Here is a 21719-nt window from a genome sequence, read left to right on the forward strand (position 1 = left end):
CACAGACCATGCAGACGCCGACCGAAGTAGCTCCACTCACCCCCAAGAATCCCGGCCTGAAGCGGGACATCGGGCTCATCGGGCTCATCTGGACCTCCGAGGGGTCCATCATCGGATCCGGCTGGCTGTTCGGCGCCCTGTTCGCCGCGCAGGCCGCCGGCACCGCGGCTCTCATCTCCTGGGCGATCGGCGCGGTGGCGATCATCATCCTGGCGTTCGTCCACGCCGAACTGGGCGCGATGTACCCGGTGGCGGGCGGCACCGCCCGGTTCCCGCACTACGCCTTCGGCAGCGCCGCGGGCGCCTCGTTCGGCTGGTTCTCCTGGTTGCAGGCCGTCACCGTGGCCCCGATCGAGGTCATGGCGGCGCTGGACTACCTGAGCGTGCACGCGCCCTGGGTGCAGTCGGGCAAGGACCACCTGACCGCCGGAGGCTACGGACTGGCCGTGGCGTTCATGGCGTTCTTCGTGGTCATCAACTTCTTCGGCATCCGCTGGCTGGCCAACACCAACAGCGCGGCCACCTGGTGGAAGGTCGCCATCCCGGTCTTCACGATCATCGTGTTCGCCTCGACGAACTTCCACGGCAGCAACTTCGGCACCGGCGGCTTCGCCCCGTTCGGCGCCGAGGGCGTGCTGTCGGCGGTGAGCACCAGCGGGATCATCTTCGCCCTGCTGGGCTTCGAGCAGGCCGACCAGCTCGCCGGTGAGAGTCGCAACCCCGCGCGCGACATCCCCCGCGCGGTCATCGGCTCCATCCTCATCGGCGTGCTGATCTACGTGGCGCTCCAGGTCGTCTTCATCGCCGCCCTTCCGCACAGCGCCTTCGCGCACGGCTGGGCCAACTTGGCGTTCAGCAACAAGGCGGGTCCGTTCGCCGGTCTGGCCACCACGGTCGGCCTGGGCTGGCTGGCCACCCTGCTGTACATCGACGCCATCGTCTCGCCGTCCGGCACCGGCCTGATCTACACCACGGCGACCTCCCGGGTCTCCTACGGCCTGTCCCGCAACGGCTACGTGCCCGCCGTCTTCGAGCGCACCACCAAGCGCGGCGTCCCGTGGTTCGGCATGCTGTTCGCCTTCATCATCGGGCTGATCGTCTTCCTGCCCTTCCCCACCTGGCAGAAGCTGGTCGGCTTCGTGACCTCCGCGAGCGTGCTGATGTACGCCGGGGCCCCGCTGGCCTTCGGCTGCCTGCGCAAGCAGGACCCGGACCGGCCGCGGCCGTACCGGCTGCCCGGCGGCATGTTCTGGTCGCCGGTGGCGTTCGTCGTGGCCAACCTGATCATCTACTGGGCCGGCTGGGACACCCTGTGGCGGCTGGGCCTGGCGATCCTCCTCGGCTACGTGCTGCTGGGGCTGTCGTGGGGCCTGAAGCTCAACCCCAAGACCATCCACATGGACTGGAAGTCGGCGCAGTGGCTGCCGGTCTACCTGCTCGGCATGGGCGTGCTGTCCTGGCAGGGTCGCTACTGCAGCACCGGCCCCGCCTCCAGTGCCGCCTGCGGCGCGCAGAACCACATCCCGCTGTGGTGGGACATCGTGATCATCGCCGCGTTCAGTCTCGCGATCTACTTCTGGGCCTTCTTCGTCCGGCTGCCGGACGAGGAGACGCAGGAGTACATCGGATCCGTCGAGGTCGTGCCGGTGGAAGGACACTGACCCAGGGTGAGGCCGCGGGCTTTCCGGATTCCCGGAGCCCGCGGCCTCACCCTCGCGCGCTCCGGATGCCGCCGGGGCGCAACGCGCGTCCAATAGGGGTACGAGGGCCGGCGGCGTCGCGCCGAGACGGCGGGCGTCCGGGCGGAGGAGGGTTGCCATGACAGCTGCTACACGCCTGCTGCGGGGCGTACCGCCGGAGTACCGCGACCGGATGATGGAGATGGCCCACGAGGTGGCCTTCGACCAGGACACCCGGATCTTCGAGGAGAACGGCACCGCCGACCGGTTCTGGGTGCTGCGCTCCGGCGCGGTCACCCTGGACCTGAAGGTCCCCGGCCGCCGTCCGGTGACCGTGGAGACGCTGGGGCCGGGCGACCTGCTGGGCTGGTCGTGGATGTTCCCGCCCTACCAGTGGGACTTCGGCGCGGAGGCGCTCAGCCCGGTGCGCGCCTACGAGTTCGACGGCGCCGACGTGCGGGCGGCCTGCGACGCCGACCCGGCCCTCGGCTACGCGCTGACCAGGGTCGTCGCCGAGATCCTCGCGCACCGCCTGGAGGCCGCCCGCACCCGGCTGTTCAACCTGTGACCGCCGCCGCGCGGCAGGCCCCGGGCGTTTGAACGGCGCGTCCCCGGCAAGCCGCACCGTACCGACCACGCGCAGACCGGACGGAGACCGCCATGGCCACGAAGCGAGATCTGGCGGAGTACCACCGCAAGCGCGACTTCGCCAGGACCAGGGAGCCGAAGGGCAACGACAGCGCGGGCCCGCGGCGCGAGGGCAAGGGCGACGGCGCCTTCGTGGTGCAGCTTCACGAGGCGAGCACCACGCACTTCGACTTCCGCCTGGAGGCCGACGGCGTGCTCAAGTCCTGGGCGGTCCCCAAGGGTGTCTCCCGCGACCCCGGCGACAAGCGGCTCGCGGTGCCCACCGAGGACCATCCGCTGGAGTACGGCGCCTTCGAAGGCGTCATCGCCGACGGGGAGTACGGCGCCGGGACGGTGATGGTGTGGGACACCGGCGACTACCGCAACCTGTCGAAACACCGCGGCGAGCAGGTCCCGCTCGCCGAGGCGCTGGACCGGGGCCACGCCGCGTTCTGGCTCGACGGCGACAAGCTCCGCGGCGGCTACGCGCTCACCCGGCTGCGGGACGGTGCCTGGCTGCTGGTCAAGGAACGCGACAAGCACGCCTCCTCGACCGGTTCGCCCCCGCACCCGCACCGCATGCGCTCGGCGCTCACCCGCCGCACCCTCGCCCAGATCGCCGCGGACGAGGACGCCGAGCGGTGAGCGGGCTCCTCGAAGGGCTGCCGCCCGCGCAGCGCGAGAGACTGCGCCCGGCCCGTGCCGCGTACGAGATCCGGCCGATGCTCGCCGTCCTGAGCGACCGGCGCTCCTTCGACGGGGACTGGCTCTTCGAACGCAAGCTGGACGGCGTGCGGGCGCTGGCCCACCGCCAGGGCGACAGCAGCCGGCTGACCTCCCGCAGCGGCAAGCCGATGTCGGCCACCTACCCGGAGATCCGCGAGGCGCTGGACGCACAGGACTGCCGGGACTTCGTGGTGGACGGCGAGGTCGTCGCGCTCGACCGGCAGGGCCGCACCAGCTTCGAACTTCTCCAGCGGCGCATGCAGCTGACCGACGCCCGCCGCGCCCGCGCCACCGGCGTCGCCGTCACCTTCTACGTCTTCGACCTGCTGCGGCTCGACGGGTACGACCTGACCGGGCTGCCGCTGCGCACCCGCAAGGCCCTGCTGCGCCGGGCCCTGAAGTGGCGCGAACCGCTGCGCTTCACCACGCACCGCAACGCCTGGGATCCCGCGTTGCTGGACGACGCGTGCGGCAAGGGCTGGGAGGGCCTGATCGCCAAACGAGCCGACGCCCGATACGTCGAGAAGCGGTCGGGCGACTGGCTGAAGCTCAAGTGCGCCGCCGGACAGGAGATGGTCGTCGGCGGTTTCACCGAGCCCGCGGGCAGCCGCACCGGATTCGGCGCGCTGCTGGTCGGCTACTACGCGCACGGGGCGCTGCGGTACGCGGGCAAGGTCGGCACCGGCTTCGACACCGCCACCCTGAACCGCCTGCGCCGCCGCCTCGACGGGCTGCGGCGGGCGAGTTCCCCGTTCGGCGAGCCGGTGCGCGAGAGCGGTGCCCACTGGATCGAACCGCAACTGGTGGCGCAGGTCGCGTTCGCCGAGTGGACCCGCGACGGCAAGCTGCGCCACCCGCGCTTCCTGGGCCTGCGCGACGACAAGCGTCCCGAAGAGGTGGTGCGGGAGCGCGCCGCGTGACCGGGGCGGTCAGCGACCGCCTCAGGAGGCCTTGCTGGAGGCCGTCTTCTTCGCCGCGGTCTTGGCGGTCTTCTTCTTCGCCGACCCGCTTCCGCTCGCGGACGACTTCTTCGCCGCCGCCTTCTTGCCCGTGGTCTTCTTCGCCGCCGTCCCGCGTCCGCCATCGCCCCCCCGTGAGGAGGCGGACTTCTTCGACGCGGCGCGCTTGGAAGCCGTCTTCTTCGCGGGCTTCTCCTCCGGTTTGCGGGCGCCGCTCGCCTCCAGGCTGGCCTGGAGCGCCGAGGTGAGGTCGATGACGTTGTCGGGCGCCTCGCGGGTCTGCGGCGACGGCGCGGGTCTGCCCTCCAGCCGGGCCGCCACCAGGGAACGCAGCGCCTCCTGGTAGTCGTCGTGCAGTTCTTCCAGGTCGAAGCCCTCGGAGAGGGTCTCCATCAGGCTGGCCGCCATCTTGCGCTCCTGGGAGCGGATGGTGACCTTGCCGCTGGGGCCCACCTCCGCGTCGGAGCGCACCTCGTCCGGCCAGAACATCGTGTGCAGCGCGAGCGTCTCGTCGTGGACGCGCAGCAGGGCCAGCGACTCCCGGGTGGAGATGGTGATCTTGGTGACCGCGGCCTTGCCGCCGTCCGCCAGCGCGTCGCGCAGCAGCGCGTACGGCTTGTCGGCGGCCGGGGAGGCGGGGCCCAGGTAGTAGGACGAGGAGAACATCAGCGGGTCGATCTCCCCGGCGTCCACGAACGCCAGGACGTCGATGACCTTCTTGCTGGGCAGCGGCAGGTCGGCCAGGTCCTCGTCGGTCAGCACGGCCTCCCGGCCCTCGTCGTCCTCGAAGCCCTTGGCCACGTCCGCGTAGGCGACCTCCTTGCCGCACTTCTCGCAGACCCGCTTCTGCCGGATGCGGCCGCCGTCCTCGGCGTGCACCTGGTGGAGCGGCAGCCGGTGCTCCTGGGTCGCCTTGTAGAGGGTGACCGGGATGGAGACCAGGCCGAAGGAGATGGCCCCTTTCCAGATGCTTCGCATGGGTTCGTCCCTTCGTGCGGGAAACCAGCGTATGCCGGGTGTGCCGCACCGGCAGGGCGGTGGCGGCGTGGGGGTGAACGCGCACCGCGAACGCGTCGGCGTCAGCCGCGGTCCGGCTCGCCCAGCAGCGCCGCGCAGCCGGTGATCAGCGCCTGGACGCCGAACCTGAAGCGCTCCGCGTCGTCCGTGCCGGAACCGGTCCGGGCCGCCGCGGCGATCAGCGGGAAGTCCTGCGGATCCAGCTCGGCCAGCGCCTGCGGCGAACCGGCCGCACCCGCCTCGTTGACCGGCGCGGAGGCCACCTCGGCTGCGGTGTGGGCGATGACGAAGAGGGAGAGCGTGTTGAGCGTGTCCACCGCCCGCCCGAGCGGCAGTCCGGCCGCGCGCAGCACGGTCAGGCCGCGTTCGACCGCGCGCAGCGTGCCCGGCGTGGCCGCGGGCCGGGTCGCCACCAGCGGCAGCACGCCGGGGTGGCGCAGCAGCGTGTTCCGCAGCGATTCCGCGTACGCGCGCATCGCGTCCCGCCAGTCCGCGCCGTCGTCGGCGGCGGGCAGCGCGATCTCGTCCACCGCCCGTTCCACGATGCCGTCCAGCAGGGCGTCCTTGTGGGGCACGTAGTGGTAGAGCGTCATCGCCTCCACGCCCAGCTCGGCGCCCAGGGCCCGCATGGACAGGGCCCGCAGGCCCTTGCGGTCGGCCAGCTCCAGGGCGGCGTCGAGCACGGACTGCCTGGTCAGCCCGGCGCGTTCACCGCGTCCGCGCTTGCGGCGGTCGGTCATGGGGCCTCCGGTCGGCTTGACATTCTTACGGCGTAAGAGCATCGTAGTCGCGCGTCGGACTCTTACGGCGTAAGAAGTGACGGGGGCAGGGGGATCCACATGAGCGTCGCGACGGGCAGGCCGGTCGGGACGGCTTCGACGGAAGCGAACAAGAAGGTCGTCAGCGACTTCCTCGCCGCCATCAACGAACGCCGCGTCGAGGACCTCTCGCGCCACATGGCGCACGACGTGGTCGACCACAACAAGGTCATCCACGGTGAGGCCGACGAACCCGGCGCCGCCTTCGAGGGATTCCGGCAGCAGATGGTCGCGTTCGGCGACGCGCGGATGGCGGCGCAGGAGCTGATCGCGGAAGGAGACCGGGTGGTGGCCCGCGTCGTCGCCACCGGCACGCACACCGGCACCCATCCGCGGATGCCGGAGCCGACCCGCCGTTCCTTCGAGGTCGAGCAGATCTGGGTCTTCACCGTGACCGGCGCCCGGATCAGCGAGATCCGCGCGGTCAGCGACCGGCTCGGGATGTTCCTCCAACTCGGCTGGGACTGGCCGACCGCCGACTGAGCGCGCGTCGCCCGCCACGGGGGAGCGGGCGGCGCACGGGGGTGGCGGGGGCGGAGCGTCGGCGACGGCGCCCCGCCCCCGCCACAGCCGTTCACGCGGCAGCGCGCCCCGGCGGGCTCACTCGGCGATGCCCCGGGTCAGCATCACCACGGTGACGAACCGCCGGTACAACCGCACCGGATCGTCGTCCGTCATGCGCACCGCCAGTCGGTCGTGCCGTTCGGCACCCTCGATCCAGGTGGCCATCTCGGCGAGGTCCGCGTTGCGGAAGCGCACGGTCAGCGTCGCGGGCAGCGTGATCCTGGGCGGCTCCGCGTCCGGCAGCCGCTCGATCGCGGCGCGGGCGGCCCGGCGGATCACCTCCCGCGCCTCCAGCGGGTGCAGGCTGTCGGCGGCGAAGCGGGAGACCGACGACTTCACCACCGCGCCCTCGACGCCGGGGCAGAACGGCAGCGCCTCCTCCAGCGTCGTGGCGTCCCCGGTGACCAGCACGACCGGGACCCCGTGACCCAGAGCCACCAGCGCGTTGATCCCGCTCTCGCCCGCCACCACCCCGTTCAGCCGCACCTCGCTGATCGCGGCCGGGTTGTAGGTGTGCGACAGCGCGGAGCCCTCGGACGACATCGAGCCGTGGTACGAGACGAAGAAGACCGCGTCGAACGAGGCGTCCAGACCCTGCATCATGTACAGCGGCTTGTGCCGCCCCGACAGGTAGCGGGCCCGGCCGGCCAGCGCGTCCGGGCGCAGGTTCGCCATCGTCGAGTGCGAGTCGTTGACCAGGAACCCGGTCGCGCCCGCCTCCTCGGCGCCCTGGATCGCGGCGTTGACCTCCTCCTGCAACAGCTCCCGGTAGTACTGGTACTCCGGGTCCGGCGCACGGCACTGCTCCCACGCGACGACGCCCGCGGTGCCCTCCATGTCGGAGGAGACGAAGACCTTCACAGCGTGCTCCTGGGGTGGATCTCGGGTGCGTCGGACGCCTCGGTCATCACCGCGTACGTGCTGCCCGCCTGGCCCGCCGCGCCGCCGTGCCGTCCGTCCGGGGTGAGGGCGAGCGCGCGCAGTTCGGCACGGAAGTCGTCGGGCAGGCCGGCCGCGTCCCGCAGCGCCGCCACGCACGCGTCGGCGGGCGCCGCGCCGCCCGCCATCAGGTCCACCACGGTGCGGGCGGTGCCGCCGCGCATGCTCAGCTCGCCGCGCCCGGTGCACGCGGCGCCACCGGCCCGCAGGTCGCACCAGTTGCCCGCGCCCGGCACCGCGGAATCGCCCACCCGCCCCGGGTACTTGTAGGGGTAACCGGACGTCGAGACGGCCACGCACAGCTCACCGGAGGCGTCGAGCGCCATGATGTTGATCGTGCCCCACGGGCCGTCGTGCGGTGCCAGGCGCCGGATCAGCTCCAGCGCGCTCGCCCGGTACCGCTGGTCGCCGTCGGTGGCCGCGGTGTCCTCGCCCTCCACCGCCTCGGCCGACTCGGCGAGCTGCTTGCGCCAGATCGCCCGCGCCTCCGCGGTCAGCAACTCGCCCTCCGCGAAGCCGCATTCGCGGGCGAACAGCGCCGCGCCCTCGCCGACCAGCAGGCTGTGCTGCGGCAGGCGCTCCAGCACGGCGCGGGCCACGGATATCGGGTTGGGGTAGCCGCGCAGCGCGGCGACCGCGCCGAACCTGCGGTCGGAGCCGGTCATGACGGAGGCGTCCAGCTCCACCTCGCCGCGCGCGTTCGGCAGTCCTCCGGTGCCGACGTAGTGGTCGGCCAGGTTGTCCTCGCAGGCGCGCATCGCGGCCTCCACCGCGTCCAGCGCGGACCCGCCCGAGCGCAGCACCCGCATCCCGAACGGCAGCCCGATCTCGCTGCGTTCGCTTCCGATGATCACTGGCGCGGTCATGGTCCTCCCGGCTCGTCGTGGGCGTGTTCCGCCGGCGAGTCTGGCACCTCGCGCCCGCCGGTGAACAGGGCCGTCACGGCCGCACGAGGTGCGCCACGCCGTCCAGGCCCACCGGTGGCAGGTACTCGCGCACCAAGGTCCGCTCCCACCACTGCCCGGTGGTACGCAACTGCCGCCAGGAGGTGAAGCGGTAGCGGTAGAGGCGGGCGCGGACGCGGACCGGCGGCCGGCCGGGGAACGGGTTGTGCCGCAGCAGCTTCAGCGTGGCGCGGTCACCGGCCAGCAGCCTGGCGACGAAGGGCAGGAACCACGGCTCCGCGTAACCGGGTGAGAGCGCGGCGAACCACATCAGCCAGTCCAGCCGCAGGTGGTACGGGGCCCACTGGCGCGGCAGCCGGCCGGGCGGACCCGGCTTGCCCTTGAAGCCGTACTCCCGCCAGACCGTCCCCGCAGTGATCTCGGTGTCCGCGGTGCCCTCCACCGCCACCTCCATCCGTACCCGGGTGATCGATCCGAACGCGCCGTAGGCGTTGACCAGGTGGAGGCGGTTGAAGGAGTAGTTCATGATCTGGCCGCGCGTGAACAGGTTGCGGGCGGGCCACCAGCTGAGCACCAGCACCCCGGCGGTGGCCGCCAGCACCAGGCCCTCGTACCAGCCGGGAGCGGCCGCCAGGACGGGCGGCCGAGGCAGCCCCAGGACACGCGCGGCCCGCGCGCCGTCGACCGCAGGGACGGCGATGACGATCGTCAGCCAGTTCAGCCAGGCGAAGTTGCCGGACGCCACCAGCCACAGCTGGGTGACGATCATGAAGCAGGCCGCCCACGAGGCGATGGGCTGCGGGGTGAACAGCAGTACGGGAAGGACGAGTTGGGCGACATGGTTGGCCGCGGTCTCCACCCGGTGCAGCGGCCGGGGCAGGTGGTGGAAGAACCAGCTGAGCGGTCCCGGCATCGGCTGGGTCTCGTGGTGGTAGTACAGGCAGGTCAGATCGCGCCAGCAGCGGTCCCCGCGCATCTTGATCAGCCCCGCGCCGAACTCCAGCCGGAACAGCAGCCAGCGCAGCAGCCACAGCACCGGCACCGGCGGCGCGGTGTGCGCGTTGCCCAGGAGGACCGCCAGCGTGCCGGTCTCCAGCAGCAACGACTCCCAGCCGAAGCCGTACCAGGTCTGGCCGACGTTGACGATCGACAGGTACAGCGCCCACATCGCCGCCCACATCAGCATCGACGCCCACAGCGGCACCGCGTCCGCCGCCCCCGCCACCACGGCCGCCGACAGCACGGCCCCGCCCCAGGCCACGCCCGCGAACAGCCGGTCGCTGTAAGCCCAGTGGAAGAGGCTGGGGGAGCCGCGGAACGGGACGCGGCGCACGAAGCGCGGTACCGGGAGCATCCCGTGCTCCCCGATCAGTGCCCGGAACTGGAGGGCCGCGGCGAGGAAGGCGATCGCGTAGATCGCGGCGAGGGCGCGCAGGAAGACCAGCCGGCTCAGCCAGTAGCCGGACTCCGTGAACCACCCCATGCAACCCGCTCCTCGGACGCCGGACTCCGCGCGGCCCATCTGTACCACTTCGTGCCACGGGGGCGAAGGACGCCGCGGCGCCCGGCGTGGGTGCGGCACCCGCGCCGTGCCTGTACGGTGCCTTCGCCGGTGCGCGGCGCGGCCGCCCGTACGACGCGCCCCCGTGACTGCGCGTCAGGCCGAGCGGTGCCCCGGCGCGAGGCCGCGCGGGACGGGACGGCATGATTCCGCGCATGACCGCACCCGTTCCCCACGACGATCTCCTCGCCCGGGTGGCCGACCGCGCCCGCCGCCGCTGCCCCGACATGCCGCCCCCGGTCTCCGAGCGGGCCCTCGCCGACGCCGAACGCGCCCTCGGCTTCCCGCTGCACCCGTTGCTGGCCAGGCTCTACCGGGAGGTGGGTGACGGCGGCTTCGGCCCCGAGTACCGCTTCTTCCGGCTCGACGGCAGCGAACCCGTCAGCGAGACGCACGGCCCGGTGACCCTCGCCTACCGGCGACGCCGCGAGCCCCACGCCAAGGACCCCGGGTGGTTCTGGCCCGAGGGCGTGGTGCCCGTGATGACCTGGGGCTGCGGGATGCTCGCCTGCGTGGACTGCCGCAGTCCCGAGGGCACCGTGCTGCTCTTCGAGCCCAACCCGGTCGACGGCGACTGGGCGGACGCGTGGTTCCTCGACGCGCACGGGCTCGCGCAGTGGCTGGAGACCTCGCTGAGCGGCCGGGGCTGGTACGCCTACCCCGGGGCGGACGACTCCTGGGCCGACCCCGAACAGGCGCTGTCGGAGGAGGAGTTGGACTCGGTGGACCTGCCCCGATGGGGAGCCGAGGCGCGCGCCCGCGCCGGGAGGGGGCAAGACTGACGGCGGCGGCGCGGGCGCGGGACCTCAGCCGCGGGCGCCCAGCAGGTGGTCCATCGCCAGCTGGTCCAGCCGCTCGAAGGCCATCCCGCGCCGGGCCGCCGCCTCGACGTCGAAGCCGTCGTCCCCCGCTCGCAGGTCCGCCACCGTCTCGCCGGGGGCCAGCGTGGGCACCGCCAACTCGTCCAGCCGGGAGGCGCGCAGCGCCTCGCGCACCTCGGGGTCGGCACGGAAGGCGGCGGCCCGCTCGCGCAGGATCAGGTACGTGCGCATGCAGCCGGCCGCCGAGTCCCACACGCCCTCGGGGTCCTCGGTGCGCGGCGGCTTGAAGTCGAAGTGCCGGGGCCCGGCGTACCCGCCCCGCTCCAGCAGGTCCACCAGCCAGAACGCCTGGCGCAGGTCGCCCGCGCCGAACCGCAGGTCCTGGTCGTACCTCGGGCCCGACTGGCCGTTGAGGTCGATGTGGAAGAGCTTGCCCGCCCACAGCGCCTGCGCCACCGAGTGCGGGAAGTTGAGCCCCGCCATCTGCTCGTGGCCCACCTCCGGGTTGACCCCGACCAGGTCCGGACGCTCCAGGCGCTCGATGAACGCCAGCGCGTGGCCGACGGTGGGCAGCAGGATGTCGCCGCGCGGCTCGTTGGGCTTGGGCTCGACCGCGAACCGCAGGTCGTAGCCCTGCTCCACGACGTAGCCGGTGAGGACGTCGAACGCCTCCTTCATCCGGTCCAGCGCCACCCGCACGTCCTTGGCCGCGCCCGACTCGGCGCCCTCCCGGCCGCCCCAGGCCACGTAGACCGAGGCGCCCAGCTCGACCGCCAGGTCGATGTTGCGCAGCGTCTTGCGCAGCGCGAAGCGCCGCACGTCGCGGTCGTTGGCCGTGAACGCGCCGTCCTTGAAGACCGGGTGCGTGAAGAGGTTGGTGGTCGCCATCGGCACCTTGAGCCCGGTGGCGTCCAGCGCCGCGCGGAACGCCTTGACGCGAGCCTCCCGTTCCGCCTCCGGTGCGCCGAAGGGGATGAGGTCGTCGTCGTGGAACGTCACGCCGTACGCGCCCAGTTCCGCCAGGCGCCGTACGGTCTCGGCCGGGTCGAGCGGCCGGCGGGTGGCGTCCCCGAACGGGTCGCGGCCCTGCCAGCCCACGGTCCACAGACCGAAGGTGAACCTGTCCTCGGGGGCGGGGGTGAAGGGGTGCGTCATCGACGGCTCCGGGAGATCGGTGGGACGAGGACGCGGGCGCCGTGTCGTCGGCGAACCCGCGCGAACCCTATTAGTAAACGCGAAAAACAAACTAGTATGCGGACCGCGCCCGGGGAACCCCCCAGGTCGTCCCGGCCCGCCGACCCGTCAACGTGAAGGAGACCCCCATGACGCACGGCCCCGTGGTCATCGGCGTCGACAGCTCGACCCAGGCCACCAAGGCGGTCGCCGTCGCGGTGGAGACCGGTGAGGTGCTGGGCCAGGGCCATGCCCCGCACACCGTCAGCGGCGGCGAGGGCCGGGAGAGCGACCCCGGCGAGTGGTGGCGGGCGTTCGCCACCGCCGTCGAGGCCACCGGGCACGCCGACCGGGCCGCCGCGGTCTCCGTCGGCGGCCAGCAGCACGGCCTGGTCGCCCTCGACGCGGCGGGCGACCCGGTCCGCCCGGCCCTGCTGTGGAACGACGTGCGCTCCGCGCCGCAGGCCGAGGAACTCACCGGGCGGCTGGGCGCGCACGCGTGGGCCCGCCGCGCCGGGTCCGTGCCGACCGCCGCGTTCACCGTCGCCAAGTGGGCGTGGCTGCGCGAGAACGAACCCGACGTCGCAGAACGCGTCGCGGCCGTGCGACTGCCGCACGACTACCTCACCGAACGGCTGACCGGAGCGGCCGTCACCGACCGGGGCGACGCCTCCGGCACCGGCTGGTGGACGCCGGACGGCTACGACGAGGACCTGCTGCGCGGCGTCGGCCTGGACCCGGCCGCGTTGCCGCGCGTGGTGCCCGCGGGCGAGGCCGCAGGCGAGGTGCGCGACGGCACGCCCCTGCGCCCCGGCACCCCGGTGGCCGCGGGCACCGGCGACAACATGGCCGCCGCCCTCGGCCTCGGCCTGTCACCCGGCGTCCCCGTGCTGAGCCTCGGCACCTCCGGCACCGTCTACGCGGTCACCCGAGGGCGCCCGGCCGACCCGAGCGGCACCGTCGCGGGCTTCGCCGACGCCGGAACCGACTGGCTGCCCCTGGCCTGCACCCTCAACTGCACGCTCGCGGTGGACCGGCTGGCCGCGCTGCTCGGCCTGGACCGGGAGGCCGTGGAGCCGGGTGGCCGCGCCGTCGTGCTGCCCTTCCTGGACGGCGAGCGCACCCCCAACCTGCCCCGCGCCTCCGGGCTGTTGCACGGCCTGCGGCACGACACCACCGCCGGCCAGCTCCTCCAGGCCGCCTACGACGGCGCCGCGCACTCCCTGCTGACCGCGCTGGACGACGTGTTGCGGGCGGGCGGCGAGGAGCCGGACCCGTCCGGTGAACTGCTGCTCATCGGCGGCGGCGCGCGCGGCGAGGCGTGGCGGCGCACCGTGCTGCGGCTGTCGGGGCGGCCGGTGCGGGTGCCGCGCGCCGGGGAACTGGTGGCCCTGGGCGCGGCGGCGCAGGCCGCCGGACTGCTGACCGGCGAGTCGCCCTACGGCGTCGCCCGGCGCTGGCGCACCGCCGACGGGCCGCTGCTGGAGCCGGTGGCACGGGACGAATCCGCCCTCGAACGGATCGCCGGTACGCTGTCCCGCGCCCGCGAACTGCTGACCGGACCCACGGACTGACCGGGCCCACGGGCTGAATGGCCCACCGGGCCGAACGGGCCACCGGCCGACCGGACCGTCCGGCGGGCGGGCATCCGGCGGGCGCGAGGACGAGGAGGACCAGGTGCCGCAGACCGAGGCCGCGCGGCCGGCCTCCCAGCAGGGCATGCGACGGCAGAACCTCGCCCTGGTGATGGGCGAGGTCGCCGCGGCGGGCCCGGTCTCGCGCGCCCGGGTCGCCGAGGCCACCGGCCTGACCAGGGCCGCCGTCTCCAGCCTGGTGGAGGAGTTGCGGGCCGCCGGGCTGGTCGCGGAACGCGGGCCCGCGCCCAGCGGACGCGTCGGCCGTCCCGGCAGCGATCTGGTGGTGGACGCGGAGGGGCCGGCCGGCCTCGGCCTTGAGGTCGGGGTGGGCCACCTGGGCGCGTGCCTGGCCGACCTCGGCGGCCGGATCCGCGCCTCGCTACGGGTCCCGGCCGACAACCGCCGACGCGCCCCCGAAGCCGTCCTCGCCCAACTCGCCGACGTCGCGGCCGAGGTGACGCAAGAGGCGGTGCCGCGTCCGGCGGGGGCCGTGGTCGCCGTGCCCGGCCTGGTGGGCACGGCCGAAGGGCAGGTCGCGCACGCGCCCAACCTGGGCTGGCGCCACGTGCCCGCCGCCGACCTGCTGCGCCGACGCCTCCCGGACACGCTGGCCGCGCTGCCGCTTGAGGTCGACAACGAGGCCAACCTCGGCGCACTCGCCGACCTGTGGTGCGGCGCGGGCGCCGCCGACGCCGTGCACATCTCGGCCGAGGCGGGCATCGGCGCGGCGCTGCTCGTCGGCGGCGCGATCTTCCGGGGCGCCTCGGGCTTCGCGGGCGAGCTGGGCCACGTCCCCGTGCGCCCTGACGGCCCGCCGTGCGCGTGCGGTGCGCGCGGCTGCCTGGAGCAGTACGCGGGGGAGGCGGCGGTGCTGCGCGCGGCGGGACTCGACGCCGCGACCGGCGACCCGGTGGCCGAACTCGCCCGGCGCGCCGAGCGGTCGGACGCCGCCGTGCTGGACGCCCTGGACCACGCGGGCGCCGCCCTCGGCATCGCGCTGGCGGGCGCGGTCAACCTCATCGACCCCGCCGCGGTCGTCCTCGGCGGCGCCTACGCGGAACTCGGCGCGTGGCTGCTGCCCGGAATGCGGCGCGAACTGGCCGCGCGGGTGGCGGTGCGTCCGTGGCGGCCGCAGACGCTGGCCCTGTCCGGCCTGGGCCGCGGCGGGCCGGTGCTGGGCGCCGCGATGGTGACCGTCCGGCGGATCGTCACCGACCCCGGCGGCTACGCGGCGGGCCGCACGGAGCGGTCCGCCTAGTCCGGGTCCTCCTCCCGCGCCAGGGCCGCGATCACCCCGCCCGCCAGGACCGCGCGGCGCTGCCGGAGCGACAGGCGGTGGTGCACGGCGTACTCCTCGTCGCGCGTCACGTTGCGCACCCGCAGCCGGGGTGGCGCGTCCGGCGCCATCGCGGCGTGCAGCCCGGTCAGCCGCAGGCGATCGTCCACCTCGACGCGGTCGTGGTCCGCCGGGTCGTCGAACTCCAGGGCCAGCACGCCGAAGTTGGCGAGGTTCTGCCAGTGGATCCGGGCGAACGACTTGGCCAGCACCGCCCGCAGTCCCAGGTAGCGCGGGGTGATGGCAGCGTGCTCGCGGGACGACCCCTGCCCCCAGTTCTCCCCGGCCACGATCAGGTGACCGCCGTCCTCACGCGTTTCGGCCGCCCGCCGGGGGTAGTCCGGGTCGAGCCGGGTGAGCGTGAACTCCGCGAGCCTGGGGATGTTGGAGCGGTACGGCAGCGCCTTCGCGCCGGCCGGGGAGATCTCGTCGGTGGACACGTCGTCGTCCGCCTTGAGCAGCACCGGCCCCTCCACGGTGTCGGGCAGCGGGTCGAGGTCGGGCAGCGCGGAGATGTTGGGCCCGCGCTCCAGCTCCACCCGTGCCGCCTCCCCGGCGGGCAGCGGCGCCTGGAGCATCGCGGTGTTGACGGACGCCCGGTCCGGCAGCCGCAGCGTCGGATACGGCACGTCGTGCGCGTCGGCCCACCGGCGCGGGTCGGTGATGACGCCGGTGAGGGCGGAGGCCGCGGCGGTCTCCGGGGAGCACAGCCACACCGCGTCGTCCTCGGTGCCGGAGCGGCCGGGGAAGTTGCGCGGGAAGGTGCGCAGCGAGTTGCGGCCCGTAGCGGGCGCCTGGCCCATGCCGATGCAGCCGAGACACCCCGCCTGGTGGATGCGGGCGCCCGCGGCGATCAGCGCGAACGTCGCGCCCGACCGGGTGAGGTCCTGGAGGATCTCGCGGGAGGTCGGGTTGACGTCGAAGCTCACGGAGTCCGCCGTCTGCCGCCCCTCGACCATCGCCGCGGCCACCGCGAAGTCCCGCAGTCCCGGGTTGGCGCTCGACCCGATCACCGCCTGCCCGATCGGCTCGCCCGCGGCCTCCCGCACCGGCACCACGTTGCCCGGAGAGGTCGGCCGGGCGATCAGCGGCTCCAGCGACGACAGGTCGATCTCCTCGTCCAGGTCGTACGCGGCGTCCGGCTCGGCGGCGAGCCGCGTGAAGTCCCGCGCCCGCCCCTCGGCCGCCAGGAACGCGTGCACCGCGTCGTCGGACGGGAAGACGGTGGCGGTGGCGCCGAGCTCCGCGCCCATGTTGGCGATGACGTGCCGGTCCATCGCGGTCAGCCCGGCCAGCCCCGGCCCGTGGTACTCGATGATCCGCTGGACGCCGCCCTTCACCCCGTGCCGCCGCAGCATCTCCAGCACCACGTCCTTGGCGCTCACCCACGGCGGCAGCTGTCCGGTCAGCCGTACGCCCCAGATCCGCGGCATCGTCACGTACAGCGGGCGGCCAGCCATGGCGAGCGCCACTTCGAGGCCGCCGGTGCCGATCGCCAGCATGCCGAGTGACCCGGCGGCGCAGGTGTGGGAGTCGGAGCCGATGAGGGTGCGGCCGGGGACGCCGAAGCGCTGCATGTGCGTCGGATGCGAGACGCCGTTGCCCGGCTTGGAGAACCACAGGCCGAAGCGCCGGGCGGCCGAGCGCAGGAAGACGTGGTCCTGCGCGTTGCGCTCGTCGGCCTGGAGGATGTTGTGGTCGACGTACTGCACGCTCACCTCGGTGCGCACCCGGTCGAGACCGAGGGCCTCCAGCTCCTGCATCACCAGCGTGCCGGTGGCGTCCTGCGTCAGCGTCTGGTCCACCCGCAGCGCGATCTCCTCGCCCGGCACCATGCGGCCGTCCAGCAGATGGTCGGCGATCAGCCGCTGCGCCACCGTCCCGTGCGCGTTCGTGCGGCCCTTGGTGCCTGAGGTGCCTGAGGTGCCGTCCATTCTCCGCTCCCGTGCTCGGCCATGTTGAACCCCGGCATTTCGGGTACCCGCAATCGCAGGAAGCACATGAATCGAGGTGACTGCGATGCTCCTCCTGGGGCTTCTCCTGATGGCCGCGACGGCCGCTTTCACCGGTCTGGTGATCGCCGACAACATCTCCGGCGGACCGAACTACAGCGTGTCGGTTCTGGGGAACCACATCGCGACGATGAACACGCTCGCCGCCTTCCTCGCCGGGCTCGCCCTGGCCCTGATCTTCTGCCTGGGCCTGGCGATGCTCTCCACCGGCGGGGCCCTGATGCGGCGGCGCCGCTCCAACCTGCGCGCGGCACGCAACGAGGCCGCGGGCGCCGCGGCGGAACGCGACGCGATGGCGGCCCGCAGGAGGCAGGACGCCACGGCCCCCTACCAGGGCGTGGACGACGGGACCGGCGGAGCCTCCCGCGCGGAACCGGTCAGTTCGGGCAGGCACGGCGGCACCCGCCACCGGCGACACCTGTTCGGCCACTGAGGCGCCACGCATCAGGTGCCGACGACGCCGGACGCCGCGCGACGGGGCCACCCTCGCGCGGCGCGCCGGAGCGCGGGGGAGCGTCGTACCCGCTCACACGGGACGCGATCACACGTGGCCGCATCGCACGTGGTCCCACGGCGCGACGCGATCGCACGACGCCGGCGCCGCGGATCACATGGCCGGATGGGCGGGGTGGTGCGTGGCGGACTCGATGTCGTCGGCGGCCTTGGCCAGCAATTGCCTGGCCAGGTCGTTGAGGGCACGGGCCGCCGCCAGTTCCTCGCCCACCTTGGTCTGCAACGGGTCGTGCGGATGGCGGCGGGCGTGCCCCTCGGCCCGCATCCGCGTGTCGTCCGGCAGGCGCAGCGACGCGGCGGTCCGCGTGTCCTTGTCGCCGTCCTCGCTGAAGTCCAGGTCGATGTGCCACTCGAGCGCTCGCATGGCGATCACCTTCTCCTCGCTTCACATCCAGGGTGCACCCGCGCCGGTTCGCCCCGGAACCGTCCCCGAACCTCAGGGGGAGATCATGGAACTCGGATTCCTCAGGCCGCTGGCCCACCCGGGCCCCTGGGCCTCGGTCTACCTGGACACCTCCCGGGCCGTCCAGGACGCCGCCAAGCAGGCGGAACTGCGCCGGCGCGCGGTGACCGAGCAACTCGTCGAACAGGGCGCCGACGCCCGCACCCGCGACGCGATCGTCGACCGGCTCGCCGCCGAGCCGGTCTCCGGCGCCCCCGCGGGCCGGGCGCTGTTCGCCGCCGACGGCGACGTGGTGGTGGACGTGCCGCTCACCGAGGCCCCGCCGGTCGTCGAGGCGAGCTGGGGCGCGCTGCCGCACGTCGCCCCGCTGCTCTCGCTGCACCGCGACGAGCCCGCCTGCGTGGTCGCCTACATCGATCACGACGGCGCCGACATCGAGCGCCGGGACGAAGGCGGTCGCAGGCCCGTCGGCCGTGCCCGGGGCCGCCGCTGGCAGGGCCGCGGTCACCGCAGCCTGCCGGCCGACCGCTACGAGTGGCACTACCGCAACCGGGTGGAGAACGCCTGGCACGAGACCGCCGAACTGATCGCCGGAGAGGTGGCCCGCCAGTGGGCACGCCACCGTCCCGAGATGCTCGTCCTCACCGGCGACCCGGGCGAACTGTCGGCGGTGCGCGAGCGCCTGCCGGAGCCGCTGCGCGACATCACCGTGGAGGCGGGCGGTGGCAGCCGGACCGCCCGGTCGAACGGAACCCTCGACCGCGAGATCGAACGGGCCCGCGAGGAGTACGCGGAACACCATCTGGACGAGGTGCTCGACCGGTTCGGCTCCGGGCGCGGGCGTCCCGGTGAACACGGCCGCTTCGGTCCCGACAGCTCCCCGGGCGACGCCGCCGAGGGCGTGCCGTCCGTGGTGGACGCCGCTCGCACCCACCAGGTCGCCACCTTGCTGATGCGCGAGGAGGCACCGGACGGCGGGCGCCAGGTGTGGATCGGGCCGGGCAACGACCAGGTCGGCGTCGAGCGCTCCGACCTGCGCGCCATGGGGGTGCGCGAACCGGTGCCCGCCCGGGCCGACGACGCCCTGCTGCGGTGCGCCGCCGCGACGGACGCCGAGGTGCTGACGGTGCCGCGCGAGGCGTCCCGGCCTGCGGGTGGCATCGGCGCGGTGCTGCGCTGGAGCGCGTGAGGCGCACGCGAGAGACGGGGCGGGCCCGGCACACGTCGCGTGTGCCGGGCCCGCCCGTTCGCCGATGGTTCGTCAGCCGGTGAACGCCGTCAGGCCGTTCGGGGTGCCGAGACCGGTCGGGCCGTCGTAGCCGTCACCCGCGTTGCACAGGTAGTCGTCACAGCTGCCGTTGGAGCCGGAGGTGACGTCGTTGAGCGCCGAGGTGTTGGCGTAGGGGAACGAGGCGGGGTTGCTGTCCGCGGACGGCGTGCCCGCGTCGGCGTAGACCGAGGCGATGATCGGGGAGGCGGCGCTGGTGCCGCCGACGACCTGCCAGCCGCCGGACTGGTAGCTGTCGTAGGTCGCGACGCCGGTGGCCGGGTCGGCGACCGCGGCGACGTCCGCCACCGTGCGGCCCGAGCAGTCCGCGTCGGTCTGCCAGGACGGCTTGGGCTCGACCGTCGAGCAGCCGGAGCCGGTGCCCTCGCCGCCGTCGGAGCTGCCCCACACCGTCTCGCTCCAGCCGCGCTGGCTGTCGTCCTGGGTGAGGCTGGTGCCGCCGACCGCCGTGACGTCCGGCGAGGCCGCCGGGTACTCGACGCCGTAGCCGGAGTCGCCCGCCGACGCGGTGATGACGACGCCGGGGTGGTCGAAGTACTGGCTGTCGGCCTGGGTGTCCGAGGAGTCCTCGGAACCGCCGTAGCTGTTGGAGACGAACTTCGCGCCCATGCTGACCGCCTGGTTCACCGCGGTGCCCAGGTCGTCCATGCCGGCGGAGTTCGCCTCGACCAGCAGGATGTGCGCGTTGGGGGCGATGGCGGAGACCATGTCGAGGTCGAGGGATATCTCGCCCGCCCAACCGGAGTCGGCGGTCGGGTAGTTGGTGCTGCCGTCCTGGTCGACCTTCTGGAAGCAGCCGTTGTCCGAGGTGCAGGCGGGCAGGCCGAACTGCTGGCGGTAGGTGGCCAGGTCCTGCTCGGCGTTGGGGTCGTCCTGGGCGTCGACGATGGCGATCGTCTGGCCCGCGCCGCCGTCGGACGGCAGGTTGTAGGCGCTCTGCAGGTCGGAGGGCCCGTAACCGGAGGGGGCGTCGTCGCGTCCGAGGGCCATCTTCTGCATGACGTCCGTGCGCACCAGCGCGTTGCAGGCCATCATGCCGGGCTTGGGCTGGGCGCACAGGCGCTTGACGTGGACCTTGTGCGCGTGGCCGGCCGGGGCGGCGGTGGCCGTCGCGGCGCCCGCCGGGCCCGCGGTGGCGAGGCCTGCGGTGACCAGTGCCGCGGCGGACACCACCGCGCCCGCGACGCGCTGGATACGGCGTCTGCGGGCAGGAGTCGAGGTGGACAAGGTGAGCCCTCCCTGTGGGGGGTCGGGGACCCAAGCGAGTGCCGTTGTGGGGCGGCGGGTCGGCGTGGTCCCGGGGGAGTGGGTGAAGTGGAACGCGTCGTGCGCGACCACCACCTTGCGACGTGAGCATGACAATGCTTGGCTGCTTGCCACCCCGCTCAGTGGTGTCTGACGGGAACGTAGCGGAGTCATGGGGTCCTCACAAGGTCCGCGGCGTACGGGAGTTGGGAGCCGTGCCGGGTAGGGTGGGGCGAATGGTGATCAACAGGACATGGGTCGCGGTGCGGTCGGCGGACGGTGCCGCCGCCGGCGCCGGGCACGCGATCCTCCACGCGCTGTCCATCGCCGGATCGATGACATGGGAGATCACCTGGGCCCTGGTGCTCGGGTTCGGGCTGTCCGCCGTCGTCCAGGCGGTCGTGCGCAAGTCCACCGTCGTGTCGCTGCTCGGCGACGACCGGCCCCGCACCCTCGCGCTGGCCTCGGCCTTCGGGGTCGCGTCCTCCTCCTGCTCGTACGCGGCCGTGGCGCTGGCCCGGTCGCTGTTCGTGAAGGGCGCCGACTTCACCGCGGCCATGGCGTTCGAGGTGGCCTCGACCAACCTCGTCGTCGAACTCGGCGTGATCCTGGCCCTGTTGATGGGGTGGCAGTTCACCCTCGCCGAGTTCGCCGGCGGCGCGGTGATGATCGTGGCTCTGGCGGTCGGCTTCCGGCTGCTGCTGCGGCCGGCGCTGCTGCGGGCGGCGCGGGCGCAGGCGGAGCGGGGGGTGGCCGGGGCGATGGAGGGGCACGCCGCGATGGACATGTCGGTGCGCCGGGAGGGCTCGTTCGCCCGGCGGCTGCTGTCCGGGGAGGGCTTCACCTCCGTCAGCCAGGTGTTCGTGATGGAGTGGGCGGCGATCCTGCGGGACATGCTGCTGGGGCTGCTGATCGCGGGCGCGGTGGCGGCGTGGGTGCCGGACGCGTTCTGGCGGACGTTCTTCCTCGCCGGGCACCCCGTGGTCGCCAAGGTGTGGGGGCCGCTGGTGGGGCCGGCGGTCGCCGTCGCCTCGTTCGTCTGCTCGGTCGGCAACGTGCCGCTGGCGGTGGTGCTGTGGAAGGGCGGGATCAGCTTCGGCGGGGTGGTCGCGTTCATCTTCGCCGACCTGCTGATCGTGCCGATCCTGTCGATCTACCGCAGGTACTACGGCGCCCGCACGGCCGCGTTCCTGCTGGGCACCTTCTACGCCGCCGCGGTGCTGGCCGGATACGCGGTGGAAGTGGTCTTCGGGGCGCTGGGGCTGGTGCCGGACCACAGCGGCGCGCGCGTTCCCACGCAGGGCGTCTCGTGGGACTACACCACGTGGCTCAACATCGTGTTCCTGCTGGTGGCGGGCGCACTGCTGACGCGGTTCTGGCGCAGTGGAGGGGCCGGCATGCTGCGGATGATGGGAGGCGGGCCCTCGCCGGACAGCTGCGACAGCCCACCGGGGTCCGGCTGAGGCTGGTGATCAGGCGCCCCCTGCATAGTGGGT

General features: G+C 73.6%; 20 protein-coding genes. 11 read left to right on the forward strand and 9 right to left on the reverse strand.

Annotated elements, in window-relative coordinates:
* Positions 1 to 8 precede the first annotated feature (8 nt).
* From CK485_RS10640 to ligD, 4 genes are all read left to right on the forward strand, one after another.
* Positions 9 to 1661 (forward strand): APC family permease, encoded by a 1653-nt coding sequence (locus CK485_RS10640; RefSeq protein WP_109449371.1) that lies wholly within the window; start codon positions 9 to 11, stop codon positions 1659 to 1661.
* A 157-nt stretch (positions 1662 to 1818) separates the two neighbouring features.
* Positions 1819 to 2247 (forward strand): cyclic nucleotide-binding domain-containing protein, encoded by a 429-nt coding sequence (locus tag CK485_RS10645; RefSeq protein WP_109449373.1) that lies wholly within the window; start codon positions 1819 to 1821, stop codon positions 2245 to 2247.
* A 92-nt stretch (positions 2248 to 2339) separates the two neighbouring features.
* Positions 2340 to 2951 (forward strand): DNA polymerase ligase N-terminal domain-containing protein, encoded by a 612-nt coding sequence (locus CK485_RS10650; protein WP_109449375.1) that lies wholly within the window; start codon positions 2340 to 2342, stop codon positions 2949 to 2951.
* Positions 2948 to 3952, forward strand: a complete 1005-nt coding sequence (ligD, locus tag CK485_RS10655; RefSeq protein WP_109449377.1) for a non-homologous end-joining DNA ligase — start codon at positions 2948 to 2950, stop codon at positions 3950 to 3952. The genes CK485_RS10650 and ligD overlap by 4 nt, the downstream gene beginning before the upstream one ends.
* A 21-nt stretch (positions 3953 to 3973) precedes the next feature.
* Here ligD and CK485_RS10660 read toward each other — a convergent pair whose 3' ends face one another.
* Both CK485_RS10660 and CK485_RS10665 read right to left on the reverse strand, forming a co-directional pair.
* Positions 3974 to 4969, reverse strand: a complete 996-nt coding sequence (locus CK485_RS10660) for a Ku protein (RefSeq protein ID WP_109449379.1) — start codon at positions 4967 to 4969, stop codon at positions 3974 to 3976.
* 101 nt (positions 4970 to 5070) lie between these two features.
* The gene (locus CK485_RS10665) at positions 5071 to 5748 is read right to left on the reverse strand and encodes a TetR/AcrR family transcriptional regulator (protein WP_109449381.1); all 678 of its coding nucleotides are present in this window, start codon (positions 5746 to 5748) and stop codon (positions 5071 to 5073) included.
* A 99-nt stretch (positions 5749 to 5847) separates the two neighbouring features.
* Here CK485_RS10665 and CK485_RS10670 point away from each other — a divergent pair, with 99 nt between their 5' ends.
* Positions 5848 to 6309: an ester cyclase gene (locus CK485_RS10670; protein ID WP_109449383.1), complete on the forward strand. Its 462-nt coding sequence runs from the start codon at positions 5848 to 5850 to the stop codon at positions 6307 to 6309.
* A 117-nt stretch (positions 6310 to 6426) separates the two neighbouring features.
* Here the strand turns inward: CK485_RS10670 and CK485_RS10675 are convergent, their stop codons facing one another.
* The 3 genes from CK485_RS10675 to CK485_RS10685 form a co-directional block, all read right to left on the reverse strand.
* Positions 6427 to 7251, reverse strand: a complete 825-nt coding sequence (locus CK485_RS10675; protein ID WP_109449385.1) for a M55 family metallopeptidase — start codon at positions 7249 to 7251, stop codon at positions 6427 to 6429.
* Positions 7248 to 8195, reverse strand: coding sequence for a N(4)-(beta-N-acetylglucosaminyl)-L-asparaginase (locus CK485_RS10680; RefSeq protein WP_109449387.1), 948 nt, complete (start codon positions 8193 to 8195; stop codon positions 7248 to 7250). The genes CK485_RS10675 and CK485_RS10680 overlap by 4 nt, the downstream gene beginning before the upstream one ends.
* Before the next feature lie 73 nt (positions 8196 to 8268).
* The gene (locus CK485_RS10685) at positions 8269 to 9717 is read right to left on the reverse strand and encodes a lipase maturation factor family protein (RefSeq protein WP_109449389.1); all 1449 of its coding nucleotides are present in this window, start codon (positions 9715 to 9717) and stop codon (positions 8269 to 8271) included.
* A gap of 233 nt (positions 9718 to 9950) precedes the next feature.
* On the opposite strand from CK485_RS10685, the gene CK485_RS10690 reads away from it, so the two are divergent.
* The gene (locus CK485_RS10690; protein ID WP_109449391.1) at positions 9951 to 10577 is read left to right on the forward strand and encodes an SMI1/KNR4 family protein; all 627 of its coding nucleotides are present in this window, start codon (positions 9951 to 9953) and stop codon (positions 10575 to 10577) included.
* A 24-nt stretch (positions 10578 to 10601) separates the two neighbouring features.
* On the opposite strand, the gene xylA is transcribed toward CK485_RS10690, so the two are convergent.
* A complete protein-coding gene (gene xylA / locus CK485_RS10695; RefSeq protein WP_109449393.1) occupies positions 10602 to 11771 on the reverse strand; it encodes a xylose isomerase in 1170 nt (389 codons plus the stop codon).
* 167 nt (positions 11772 to 11938) lie between these two features.
* On the opposite strand from xylA, the gene xylB reads away from it, so the two are divergent.
* Entirely contained in the window at positions 11939 to 13363 is a 1425-nt protein-coding gene (gene xylB / locus CK485_RS10700; RefSeq protein ID WP_109449395.1) for a xylulokinase, read from the forward strand.
* A gap of 145 nt (positions 13364 to 13508) precedes the next feature.
* On the forward strand, positions 13509 to 14684 hold the full coding sequence (locus CK485_RS10705) for an ROK family transcriptional regulator (RefSeq protein WP_109452755.1): 1176 nt from the start codon (positions 13509 to 13511) through the stop codon (positions 14682 to 14684).
* Here the strand turns inward: CK485_RS10705 and CK485_RS10710 are convergent.
* Positions 14681 to 16696, reverse strand: a complete 2016-nt coding sequence (locus CK485_RS10710; protein WP_109449397.1) for an aconitate hydratase — start codon at positions 16694 to 16696, stop codon at positions 14681 to 14683. The two genes, CK485_RS10705 and CK485_RS10710, sit on opposite strands and share 4 nt — an antisense overlap.
* 85 nt (positions 16697 to 16781) lie before the next feature.
* On the opposite strand from CK485_RS10710, the gene CK485_RS29550 reads away from it, so the two are divergent.
* Positions 16782 to 17207, forward strand: a complete 426-nt coding sequence (locus tag CK485_RS29550; protein ID WP_241968272.1) for a hypothetical protein — start codon at positions 16782 to 16784, stop codon at positions 17205 to 17207.
* Between the two features lie 174 nt (positions 17208 to 17381).
* On the opposite strand, the gene CK485_RS10720 is transcribed toward CK485_RS29550, so the two are convergent.
* Positions 17382 to 17651, reverse strand: a complete 270-nt coding sequence (locus tag CK485_RS10720; RefSeq protein ID WP_109452757.1) for a DUF1876 domain-containing protein — start codon at positions 17649 to 17651, stop codon at positions 17382 to 17384.
* An 85-nt stretch (positions 17652 to 17736) separates the two neighbouring features.
* Between CK485_RS10720 and CK485_RS10725 the strand changes: the two genes are divergently transcribed.
* Complete coding sequence (locus CK485_RS10725; protein ID WP_109452759.1) at positions 17737 to 18879, forward strand: hypothetical protein; 1143 nt, start codon at positions 17737 to 17739, stop codon at positions 18877 to 18879.
* A gap of 72 nt (positions 18880 to 18951) precedes the next feature.
* Here the strand turns inward: CK485_RS10725 and CK485_RS10730 are convergent, their stop codons facing one another.
* A complete protein-coding gene (locus CK485_RS10730; RefSeq protein ID WP_199239310.1) occupies positions 18952 to 20205 on the reverse strand; it encodes a S53 family peptidase in 1254 nt (417 codons plus the stop codon).
* 254 nt (positions 20206 to 20459) lie between these two features.
* Here CK485_RS10730 and CK485_RS10735 point away from each other — a divergent pair, with 254 nt between their 5' ends.
* Positions 20460 to 21686: a permease gene (locus CK485_RS10735; RefSeq protein ID WP_109449399.1), complete on the forward strand. Its 1227-nt coding sequence runs from the start codon at positions 20460 to 20462 to the stop codon at positions 21684 to 21686.
* Positions 21687 to 21719 lie beyond the last annotated feature (33 nt).

It is taken from the genome of Streptomyces sp. ICBB 8177 (genome assembly GCF_003144095.1).
Taxonomy (GTDB): Bacteria; Actinomycetota; Actinomycetes; order Streptomycetales; family Streptomycetaceae; genus Streptantibioticus_D.

Bases quoted from the DNA above. Each gene is read 5' to 3' on its own strand.
- CK485_RS10640 (WP_109449371.1), top strand. From the start codon at position 9: ATGCAGACGCCGACCGAAGTAGCTCCACTCACCCCCAAGAATCCCGGC.
- CK485_RS10645 (WP_109449373.1), top strand. From the start codon at position 1,819: ATGACAGCTGCTACACGCCTGCTGCGGGGCGTACCGCCGGAGTACCGC.
- CK485_RS10650 (WP_109449375.1), top strand. From the start codon at position 2,340: ATGGCCACGAAGCGAGATCTGGCGGAGTACCACCGCAAGCGCGACTTC.
- CK485_RS10660 (WP_109449379.1), bottom strand. From the start codon at position 4,969: ATGCGAAGCATCTGGAAAGGGGCCATCTCCTTCGGCCTGGTCTCCATC.
- CK485_RS10665 (WP_109449381.1), bottom strand. From the start codon at position 5,748: ATGACCGACCGCCGCAAGCGCGGACGCGGTGAACGCGCCGGGCTGACC.
- CK485_RS10670 (WP_109449383.1), top strand. From the start codon at position 5,848: ATGAGCGTCGCGACGGGCAGGCCGGTCGGGACGGCTTCGACGGAAGCG.
- CK485_RS10680 (WP_109449387.1), bottom strand. From the start codon at position 8,195: ATGACCGCGCCAGTGATCATCGGAAGCGAACGCAGCGAGATCGGGCTG.
- CK485_RS10685 (WP_109449389.1), bottom strand. From the start codon at position 9,717: ATGGGGTGGTTCACGGAGTCCGGCTACTGGCTGAGCCGGCTGGTCTTC.
- CK485_RS10690 (WP_109449391.1), top strand. From the start codon at position 9,951: ATGACCGCACCCGTTCCCCACGACGATCTCCTCGCCCGGGTGGCCGAC.
- xylA (WP_109449393.1), bottom strand. From the start codon at position 11,771: ATGACGCACCCCTTCACCCCCGCCCCCGAGGACAGGTTCACCTTCGGT.
- xylB (WP_109449395.1), top strand. From the start codon at position 11,939: ATGACGCACGGCCCCGTGGTCATCGGCGTCGACAGCTCGACCCAGGCC.
- CK485_RS10705 (WP_109452755.1), top strand. From the start codon at position 13,509: ATGCGACGGCAGAACCTCGCCCTGGTGATGGGCGAGGTCGCCGCGGCG.
- CK485_RS10710 (WP_109449397.1), bottom strand. From the start codon at position 16,696: ATGGACGGCACCTCAGGCACCTCAGGCACCAAGGGCCGCACGAACGCG.
- CK485_RS29550 (WP_241968272.1), top strand. From the start codon at position 16,782: ATGCTCCTCCTGGGGCTTCTCCTGATGGCCGCGACGGCCGCTTTCACC.
- CK485_RS10720 (WP_109452757.1), bottom strand. From the start codon at position 17,651: ATGCGAGCGCTCGAGTGGCACATCGACCTGGACTTCAGCGAGGACGGC.
- CK485_RS10725 (WP_109452759.1), top strand. From the start codon at position 17,737: ATGGAACTCGGATTCCTCAGGCCGCTGGCCCACCCGGGCCCCTGGGCC.
- CK485_RS10735 (WP_109449399.1), top strand. From the start codon at position 20,460: ATGGTGATCAACAGGACATGGGTCGCGGTGCGGTCGGCGGACGGTGCC.